This is a genomic window from Haladaptatus ordinarius (genome assembly GCF_054177595.1).
On record NZ_JBPEHH010000031.1, the window covers coordinates 45,623 to 53,519 of the forward strand.

The window sequence follows — 7,897 nt, forward strand, 5'->3', positions numbered from 1 at the left end:
TTCAGGACGGGGACGGTCGGGAACCGCATTTACAGCCAATATTCGGTAATCGCAAGACGTAATCGCTACGGTAAGAGAAAGAAATATATACTAGTAGCACTAACCGAAGGTTAGGAATAGATGTCAGTCGAACGCATATCACAGCAGGACGGGAGCATCGCCCGACGCTACCGCTACGACGGGAGCGAGGTCGTCGCCGCAGATTTCGGTACGGCCGACGTCTCGATAGACGTGCTCGACGACGTGGCGATAATCGTCGTCGAACGCGACGGTGAGCAGTTCCAGACGGAGTTAGAACTGCCAGACGGAGAGGCGGAAGCGTTTATCAACAACGGAGTCGTCACTATCGAGGTGAGACGATGAAACTCACAGTCAAGCCGCTCAAGCAGAAGGACGCGGGTCGCGGACTCGCGGCAGTCGACCGGCACTCGATGAAAGAACTCGAAGTCGAGAACGGTGACTACATCGTCATCGAGGGGCGCGGGCAAGGCCGCGCAGTCGCGCGTGTCTGGCCTGGGTATCCCGAGGACGAGGGCCGTGGCATCATCCGCATCGACGGAAAGCTTCGTCAGGAGGCGGGCGTCGGCATCGACGACAAGGTCACTATCGAGAAGGCCGACGTGAAACCGGCGAACCGGGTCACCATCGCCCTCCCGCAGAATCTCCAAATTCGCGGCAACATCGCCCCGCACATCCGCGATAAGTTGAGCGGACAGGCGATTACGCAAGGCCAGGGAATCCCCTTCGGGTTCGGCCTGATGGGGATGGGGTCCGGACAGTCCATCCCGCTCAAGGTCGCCAGCACGGACCCCGACGGGACGGTCGTAGTCACCGACTCCACCGAAATCCAGATCAGCGAACGGCCCGCCGAGGAGATTGCGGCCGGTGGCGGCGCTGGCGGAGAGGCCCGTCCCGACGTGACCTACGAGGACATCGGTGGGCTGGAGAGCGAACTCGAACAGGTTCGTGAGATGATAGAGCTCCCGATGCGCCATCCGGAGCTGTTCAGTCGCCTCGGCATCGACCCGCCGAAGGGAGTGCTCCTCCACGGGCCACCGGGCACCGGGAAGACGCTGATGGCGAAGGCCGTCGCCAACGAAATCGACGCCTACTTCCAGACCATCTCTGGCCCGGAGATCATGTCGAAGTACTACGGGGAGTCCGAAGAACAGCTCCGTGAGGTGTTCGAGGAGGCAGAGCAAAACTCCCCCGCCATCATCTTCATCGACGAACTGGACTCCATCGCGCCCAAGCGCGAGGAGGCCGGTGGTGACGTGGAACGCCGCGTCGTCGCCCAGTTGCTCTCCCTGATGGACGGCCTCGAAGAGCGCGGGGAGGTGACGGTCATCGCGGCGACGAACCGCGTGGACGCCGTCGACCCCGCCCTCCGGCGTGGCGGCCGGTTCGACCGCGAAATCGAAATCGGCGTGCCCGACCGCGACGGTCGGCTCGAAATCATGCAGGTTCACACCCGCGGCATGCCGCTCGCAGATACCATCGACCTGGAGGAGTACGCCGACAACACGCACGGCTTCGTCGGTGCCGACCTCGAATCGCTGGCCCGCGAGTCGGCGATGATCGCACTCCGTCGCATTCGGCCGGAACTCGACCTCGAATCTGACGAGATTCCGGCCGACGTGCTGGAGTCGGTGAAGGTCACCGAACGGGACTTCAAGGAGGCGCTGAAGGGCATCGAACCGTCCGCGCTCCGCGAGGTGTTCGTCGAAGTCCCCGACGTGACGTGGGAGGACGTGGGCGGCCTCGAAGACACCAAAGAGCGCCTGCGCGAGACCATCCAGTGGCCTCTCGACTACCCCGAAGTGTTCGAAGCCCTGGACATGCAGGCCGCGAAAGGCGTCCTGATGTTCGGTCCACCGGGCACCGGGAAGACGCTGATGGCGAAGGCCGTCGCCAACGAGAGCGACAGCAACTTCATTTCGATCAAGGGTCCCGAACTCCTCTCGAAGTGGGTCGGTGAATCGGAGAAAGGGGTCCGCGAAGTGTTCAGCAAGGCCCGCGAGAACGCCCCGACCGTGGTGTTCTTCGACGAGATAGACTCCATCGCCACCGAGCGCGGGAGCGGTGAAGGCGGTGGCTCGCAGGTCAGCGAGCGCGTCGTATCGCAGCTGCTGACCGAACTCGACGGGTTGGAAGAACTCGAAGACGTCGTCGTGGTTGCCACCTCGAACCGCCCCGACCTCATCGACTCGGCGCTCTTGCGCCCTGGGCGACTCGACCGGCACGTCCACGTTCCCGTCCCCGACGAGGACGCTCGGAAGGCCATCTTCGAGGTTCACACCCGCCACAAACCGCTGGCCGACGACGTCGACCTCGACGAACTGGCCGCGAAGACGGAAGGGTACGTCGGTGCTGACGTAGAGGCCGTCTGCCGCGAAGCGGCGATGGCCGCGAGTCGAGAGTTCGTCCAGAGCGTCTCGCTCGAGGAAATCGGTGAGAGCGTCGGCAACGTCCGCATCACGGCGGACCACTTCGAAGACGCCCTCGACGAAGTGACGCCCAGCGTCACTCAGGAGACCCGTGAACGCTACGACGAGATCGAAGAACGCTTCGACTCCGCGGAACCCTCCCAGGAGCGCGGTGTCGGGCGAACGTTCCAGTAGAACCGCTACGGGCTGACGGTCGGCGGTCGCGTGCCGTCGCGCCCGCCGACGCCCCGGCCGTTGTCCGAACTGTCGACACTCGACCGCCGTATCGAATTTTACATGTACATTCTGTCGTCCGGACGCTCGGATTCTCGGGCCGCCTCCAGCCGCGACGAGAGTTCCGCGTAGTATTCTCCCACTTCCTCGCCGAACGCCTCCAGCGGACCGGTGTCGACCGAGAGTCCGTATACCTCACAGATGGCGTCGATGAGTCGCAGCGCGGCCTCCACGTCCGGCGTCTGTGCGTGGGCAGGCGTGACCAGAATTCCGGTTGCGAGTGACGAGTCGATACCACGTCGGACGAGCGTGGCGTTCACGCCGTCGAGGAACCCCCGACCCATCCCCGGAATCTCCGACTCGGTGAGTCGTTTTTCGCGGTAATCGTCCGTAGCGATGTAGAACACTCGGTGTTCTTCCGGGCCGTGAGGAATCGGGACGCCGGAGAGGACGGCGATCTCCTCGACGCCGTTTTCTCCCGTCCAGTCGAGGACGGCGCTGGCGAACGAGTCGGCGGCCCAGACCGGGACGAACAGTTCGCCGACGAGGATGGTCACGTCGAGGTCCGGCCGGGAGAACAGACGGGTGTGGTGTCGTGGGCGTCCGTTCTCGAAGGGTGTGATAGCGGGCAGTTGCTCGGCGGTGACGTGGCCGGTCTGTTCGAGGTCCAACTGTTCGATGAGATAATCGACCGCAGTCAGTCCGGCGAGACCGAACTCCGAGAGACCGACGATGAGGGTTTCGCTCGGTTTTTCGTCGTAACTGAACTCGAAGGTAGCGTGTTTCGTGGGTGGTTCGGAGGCCATAGGATGGTGTTCGAAACGTCGGAACTTAGTTTCAACTCTCGGATCCGGGGGGCGATTTTCCCCGGCGTTCGGTCTTCTCGTCGTATCACCTGTCGTACCTCGGCCACGGAAATAGCGAGGTTTTACTTGAACGAGTGAGTGGGGTGAGCCATGCCGACGCTCGGGAGTCTCGTCGACGACGTGTTCCGCTTCATCGCAGACGTCGGTCGTTTTCCAGTCGCGGGCGTCACGGTGACCGACGTCGTTCTCGCCGCGCTGTACTTGATTCTCGGCTGGTACGCCTCGAAGTTGGTCGTCGGCCTCGTGGGGCGACACGTCGCCCGCCGGTTCCGTCGGCCGAGTGTGACGAAGACGATTCTCCGTGGTGTTCGCGGTGCCATCCTATTCGTCGCGATCGGGTTCGCGGTGACGCGACTGGGCCTAGAACCGTCGAACATCCTGGTGTCGGTGACGGTGTTCTCTGCGGCGGTCGGTCTCATCCTCGCCCCCATCGTCGGGAGCGTCATCAACGGACTGTTCGTGCTGGCCGACCAGCCATACGAAATCGGCGACCTCATCGAACTCGTCGGAAGCGGCAAACCCGGAACTGGCACGCAGGGGTACGTCGAGGACATCACCCTCCGATACACGAAGATTTTCACGCTCGAAAACACCTTCCTCGTCATTCCGAACGCGACGATGCGCGAACGCGACGTGATAAACTACTCCGCAGAAGATACGCGCTCTCGGCTCTCGCTCGAACTCCTCGTCACGTACGAGGGTGACCTACAGGAAGCACGGGCCATCATGGAACGGGCCGCCCGCCAGACGCCAGAGGTCGTCTCGACTGGCCCGGACATCCGCATTGGGAGCGCGCGCTATCCGAGCGACCCCGTCGCACACATCAAAGATTACGCCGACCACGGCGTCTTGCTCGTCCTTCGGTTCTGGGTGAAAGACCCCTACTACATACGGCGTGTCCGGTCGCGGATTCTGGAGCACATCTGGACGGAACTGGAGGACGCCGACGTCGAAATCGCCTACCCACACTCCCATCTCGTCTTCGACGACAACAGCGGCGTCGCGCGAGTGTCCGTCGACGGCGAGCGAACCCCGCAACCGGTCGAGTTCGACGACCGCTGACTAGCCGCTCTCCGCCCCTCTGCTCGTGTTCGACTGCGATTACCCGACCGAGATGAGTTCGCAGTCGACCTTCTCGCGGAGGAAGTTCTCGATGTCGGGGTCGTCGACCAGTCGCCGAATCGCACGCCGCCACCGGCCCATCTGTTTGCGCCCGATGACGACCACGTCGGCGTTCGTCGCTGCTATCTCTTCGAGAATCGTCTCTTCGACGAGAAAGCCGTCTCGGACGACGTATCGTGCGATCGTCAGACGGCCGAACGCCGACTCGACGGCACGCTTCAGGTCGGTTCGTGTCGTTCCGTTCCCGCGATGATAGAGGTTAACGTGCAAAACCGTGAGGTCACCGTCACGCTCTTCGGCGACGTCGATGGCTTCGGAGAGCGTCCGGCGGGAGTGGCTCGATAGCGGGTACCGAACCGGTACGAGGACGCGAGTCATGTGAGGGCGGATGCACCCCACGGGTGAGAACCTTACTATCGACGCGCGATTCGCGCTTCGATTTCCGGGTCGGTTTCCTCCTTCGATGCGTTCAGTATCCCTAAATCGCTGGAGTGACAAGAAAACGCCGATGGACGAAACGACGACAGACGACGGCGAGACTGTCTACATCAGCAGGGACGAAGGAACACGCGGGTCGAACGGGCCGTTTTTCGTCGTCTACCGGACGCCAGCGAGAGAACGTCGGTACGGCTACTTCTGTGGGAACTGCGAGACGCTCGACAACGCGATGGATTCGATGGGTCGTATCGAGTGTAACCAGTGTGGAAACCTCCGGAAGGCGACGGAGTGGGACGCGGCCCACGAATAGGTTGGGCACGATTCTTACCCGTAGGCTCCCCCGAGAGCGAGTGTGGATTCGATCGAACAGCAACTCGTGGCAGACCTGGAGAGTAGAATCCGGACGCTCACGCTGGACGACGCGGTGCGTCTGGTCGAGACTCGACATCCCGGCGACGGACCGGGTGTAGAACGCGACGTACTGGAATCGTACTTCGAGGCGATCGGGTTCGGAATGGACGCCTTTCGCTCCTCGTTCGAGGAGGTGCGAACCGACGCCGATTCGTGGCAGGAGAGCGGCCACGTCTACGAACTCGACGGCGGGCGGGTGAGTTTCTACCCGCGACACTGGCACCACGAACTCGGTGACACGACCGACCTCCGCGAGTACCTCCGCGTCATCGGTGCAGATGCGGCGACGACCGAGGGCGGGAACCGCGAGACGGTCACGGAGGATGGCGTGATGGAGACGATGCTGCTGGACGCGGCGGCGGCCATCGGCGGCGTCGACTCAGACCACGCCCGAGACCAACTCAGGGAACTCCGGCACGAAGGCGAGGTGAAAGCTTTCCCCTCTCAACACGCGAACCCGTGGGTCAAACTCTCTTGATTCGATTTATTTCTATAATGAGTATCTCAAACTCCAGCCACCTATATTTGCAAGAACACTTATTATGCGGTGTGTGGTACTGATAAGCGGATGGCCCCTGTTAGCACACCACCGGCCAAGGAGGCCAGATCGATTTTCAACAGTCTCGGCTACGAAGTGCTGGACGACGGCGACGAGTTCCGGGCCAGACGGAAGTGGCGTGAAGTACGCGTCACGGCCCTCACGGACTCTGCCGACGCGCCGAAACGCGGCGAACTTCGATGTTTCGTCACCTGGGAAGAAAACGCGGCACAGCTCAGTCGGCGGTTACGAGAGTCGAACCCGGAGTACGAGTGGGCGGTCATCGCCGTTCGAGAAGGCGGAGACTACGAGGTCGCGCGCGCACCTCCCTGCACAGTCGCGGTATGAACACGGCCGGTACGGCCCTCTGAAGCGAATCGTCTTTCTTTCGATGCGGTGTTCCGTGGTCGCTGTCTCGGGTTCGAAGCGACTCTCGACGAAATTCCGGTGGGGGATTCGTCGGTCTCTTCCGTCTGTCTCATCGTCGTCGCGACACTGGCCGCGAAGTCTGATCTCCGTCCGAGCACGAAGACACAAACCACGAGAGCACGAACCACCACTCGTCACGATGGACGAGCACACGCGCGACCCGACTGCCGACCCGCCTCGCAGCGGCCAGACCCCTGCGGGGTGGCTTCCCCAAGAAGAACTCTGGGAACACGGCACCCTGCGCCGGGCGACGATTCACGGCGTCCGCCTCTACAACTCCGGGGAGTTCCACGAGAGCCACGACTGTTTCGAAGACGAGTGGTACAACTACGGCAACGGGACGACGGAAAGCGCCTTTCTCCACGGGATGGTACAGGTCGCGGCAGGGGCGTACAAACACTTCGATTTCGAGGACGACGGTGGGATGCGCTCGCTGTTCGGGACCGCACTCCAGTACCTCCACGGCGTTCCACGGGATTTCTACGGCGTGGACGTGACCGACGTCCGGACGAAACTGACGAACGCACTGGAGGACCCGACGGTGCTACACGGGTGGAAGATTCCGCTCGACGGCGAGTATCCCGAGGCGCGTGAGGAAGATTTCGGCTACGTCGAGACGCTGGAGTAGATTCGCGGGGTTATCGACTTCTCCGGCGGCCGAGTCGGTGTGGACTACGAACGCTCGTACACAGAAACCCAGCCGTCGCTCTTGCGACGCGGTAGCCTCCGTAGTCGAACTCCGCGCTGCCGACGCTATCACGGGTTTGTCCCTTGACTTCCGGCCCGAAGAACGCATCTTCGAGTGCGGATACGTTGACGCACTCGTACAAGACCGGCTGTTGCAGTTCGGTCGGAGCGACGCCTTCGGCGTCGGCGACGGTGGTGATGATAGTCGTGGTGAGGTCGTGTCTCCCATCTCGGTCGTACTGTGTCTGCTGAACGAGCTTCCACTTGCTATCCGGACTGACTTCGAAGTCATCGCCGTCAGTTGCCTTCGTCATCGTGCTCACTCCGGGCGTGGACTTCCTGATTGGCGTCGAGACTCGCCCCGACGCTTGCCAATGCGTTCACCACCTGTTCGGTGTGCTCACCGGGATGAATCGTCTCGTTCAATTCGTCGAATTCGATGACTCCCTGGTCGACCAATTTCGCTAGTTGTCCACTCTGGCTCAAGAGACCAGTTGCTGACACGTAGTAGCCAGAATGAGGCGACTGAATCAGTCGCCTGATTCAGCCGCTGTCCGGATTGGTGCGTAATGAGGCTACCAAAACTCAAACGTATCCTCACAGATCCGGACGAGTTCCTTTCGAACAGCCAGTTGAAGTCTCTTAGCATGGAGTTGCTCGAGCTGATACCGATGGAAGGAATCGAGGGCTCCGGCCTCGATTCCGAGGAGATTATGGAAGTCGTCTTACGGGCTGCCGTTGACACG

General features: G+C 61.9%; 11 protein-coding genes and 1 pseudogene. 8 read left to right on the forward strand and 4 right to left on the reverse strand.

Going from position 1 to position 7,897, the window contains the following annotated elements:
* Positions 1 to 120: 120 nt before the first annotated feature.
* A complete protein-coding gene (locus ACR3FF_RS13135) occupies positions 121 to 363 on the forward strand; it encodes a DUF7127 family protein (protein ID WP_458188524.1) in 243 nt (80 codons plus the stop codon).
* Positions 360 to 2,621: a CDC48 family AAA ATPase gene (locus ACR3FF_RS13140; RefSeq protein WP_458188525.1), complete on the forward strand. Its 2,262-nt coding sequence runs from the start codon at positions 360 to 362 to the stop codon at positions 2,619 to 2,621. The genes ACR3FF_RS13135 and ACR3FF_RS13140 overlap by 4 nt, the downstream gene beginning before the upstream one ends.
* A 98-nt stretch (positions 2,622 to 2,719) precedes the next feature.
* Here the strand turns inward: ACR3FF_RS13140 and ACR3FF_RS13145 are convergent, their stop codons facing one another.
* Positions 2,720 to 3,466: a proteasome assembly chaperone family protein gene (locus ACR3FF_RS13145; protein WP_458188526.1), complete on the reverse strand. Its 747-nt coding sequence runs from the start codon at positions 3,464 to 3,466 to the stop codon at positions 2,720 to 2,722.
* Between the two features lie 150 nt (positions 3,467 to 3,616).
* On the opposite strand from ACR3FF_RS13145, the gene ACR3FF_RS13150 reads away from it, so the two are divergent.
* The gene (locus ACR3FF_RS13150) at positions 3,617 to 4,588 is read left to right on the forward strand and encodes a mechanosensitive ion channel family protein (protein WP_458188528.1); all 972 of its coding nucleotides are present in this window, start codon (positions 3,617 to 3,619) and stop codon (positions 4,586 to 4,588) included.
* A gap of 39 nt (positions 4,589 to 4,627) precedes the next feature.
* Here the strand turns inward: ACR3FF_RS13150 and ACR3FF_RS13155 are convergent, their stop codons facing one another.
* Positions 4,628 to 5,026 carry a universal stress protein gene (locus ACR3FF_RS13155; protein ID WP_458188529.1) on the reverse strand — a complete coding sequence of 133 codons (399 nt, stop codon included), beginning with the start codon at positions 5,024 to 5,026 and terminating at the stop codon, positions 4,628 to 4,630.
* 130 nt (positions 5,027 to 5,156) lie between these two features.
* On the opposite strand from ACR3FF_RS13155, the gene ACR3FF_RS13160 reads away from it, so the two are divergent.
* The 4 genes from ACR3FF_RS13160 (at position 5,157) to ACR3FF_RS13175 (ending at position 7,092) form a co-directional block, all read left to right on the forward strand.
* The gene (locus tag ACR3FF_RS13160; protein ID WP_458188530.1) at positions 5,157 to 5,396 is read left to right on the forward strand and encodes a DUF5816 domain-containing protein; all 240 of its coding nucleotides are present in this window, start codon (positions 5,157 to 5,159) and stop codon (positions 5,394 to 5,396) included.
* Positions 5,397 to 5,438: 42 nt separating this feature from the next.
* Positions 5,439 to 5,975, forward strand: coding sequence for a hypothetical protein (locus ACR3FF_RS13165; RefSeq protein ID WP_458188532.1), 537 nt, complete (start codon positions 5,439 to 5,441; stop codon positions 5,973 to 5,975).
* 90 nt (positions 5,976 to 6,065) lie between these two features.
* Positions 6,066 to 6,383: a DUF7116 family protein gene (locus ACR3FF_RS13170; protein ID WP_458188533.1), complete on the forward strand. Its 318-nt coding sequence runs from the start codon at positions 6,066 to 6,068 to the stop codon at positions 6,381 to 6,383.
* A 220-nt stretch (positions 6,384 to 6,603) separates the two neighbouring features.
* Positions 6,604 to 7,092, forward strand: a complete 489-nt coding sequence (locus tag ACR3FF_RS13175) for a DUF309 domain-containing protein (RefSeq protein ID WP_458188534.1) — start codon at positions 6,604 to 6,606, stop codon at positions 7,090 to 7,092.
* Between the two features lie 10 nt (positions 7,093 to 7,102).
* Here the strand turns inward: ACR3FF_RS13175 and ACR3FF_RS13180 are convergent, their stop codons facing one another.
* Both ACR3FF_RS13180 and ACR3FF_RS13185 read right to left on the reverse strand, forming a co-directional pair.
* A complete protein-coding gene (locus ACR3FF_RS13180; RefSeq protein ID WP_458188535.1) occupies positions 7,103 to 7,465 on the reverse strand; it encodes a HalOD1 output domain-containing protein in 363 nt (120 codons plus the stop codon).
* Entirely contained in the window at positions 7,449 to 7,655 is a 207-nt protein-coding gene (locus tag ACR3FF_RS13185; RefSeq protein ID WP_458188536.1) for a hypothetical protein, read from the reverse strand. The genes ACR3FF_RS13180 and ACR3FF_RS13185 overlap by 17 nt, the downstream gene beginning before the upstream one ends.
* Positions 7,656 to 7,720: 65 nt before the next feature.
* Between ACR3FF_RS13185 and ACR3FF_RS13190 the strand changes: the two are divergent.
* Positions 7,721 to 7,897 (forward strand): annotated as a pseudogene (locus ACR3FF_RS13190) (ISH3 family transposase); the annotation flags it as partial.

Bases quoted from the DNA above. Each gene is read 5' to 3' on its own strand.
- ACR3FF_RS13135 (WP_458188524.1), top strand. From the start codon at position 121: ATGTCAGTCGAACGCATATCACAGCAGGACGGGAGCATCGCCCGACGC.
- ACR3FF_RS13140 (WP_458188525.1), top strand. From the start codon at position 360: ATGAAACTCACAGTCAAGCCGCTCAAGCAGAAGGACGCGGGTCGCGGA.
- ACR3FF_RS13145 (WP_458188526.1), bottom strand. From the start codon at position 3,466: ATGGCCTCCGAACCACCCACGAAACACGCTACCTTCGAGTTCAGTTAC.
- ACR3FF_RS13150 (WP_458188528.1), top strand. From the start codon at position 3,617: ATGCCGACGCTCGGGAGTCTCGTCGACGACGTGTTCCGCTTCATCGCA.
- ACR3FF_RS13155 (WP_458188529.1), bottom strand. From the start codon at position 5,026: ATGACTCGCGTCCTCGTACCGGTTCGGTACCCGCTATCGAGCCACTCC.
- ACR3FF_RS13160 (WP_458188530.1), top strand. From the start codon at position 5,157: ATGGACGAAACGACGACAGACGACGGCGAGACTGTCTACATCAGCAGG.
- ACR3FF_RS13170 (WP_458188533.1), top strand. From the start codon at position 6,066: ATGGCCCCTGTTAGCACACCACCGGCCAAGGAGGCCAGATCGATTTTC.
- ACR3FF_RS13175 (WP_458188534.1), top strand. From the start codon at position 6,604: ATGGACGAGCACACGCGCGACCCGACTGCCGACCCGCCTCGCAGCGGC.
- ACR3FF_RS13180 (WP_458188535.1), bottom strand. From the start codon at position 7,465: ATGACGAAGGCAACTGACGGCGATGACTTCGAAGTCAGTCCGGATAGC.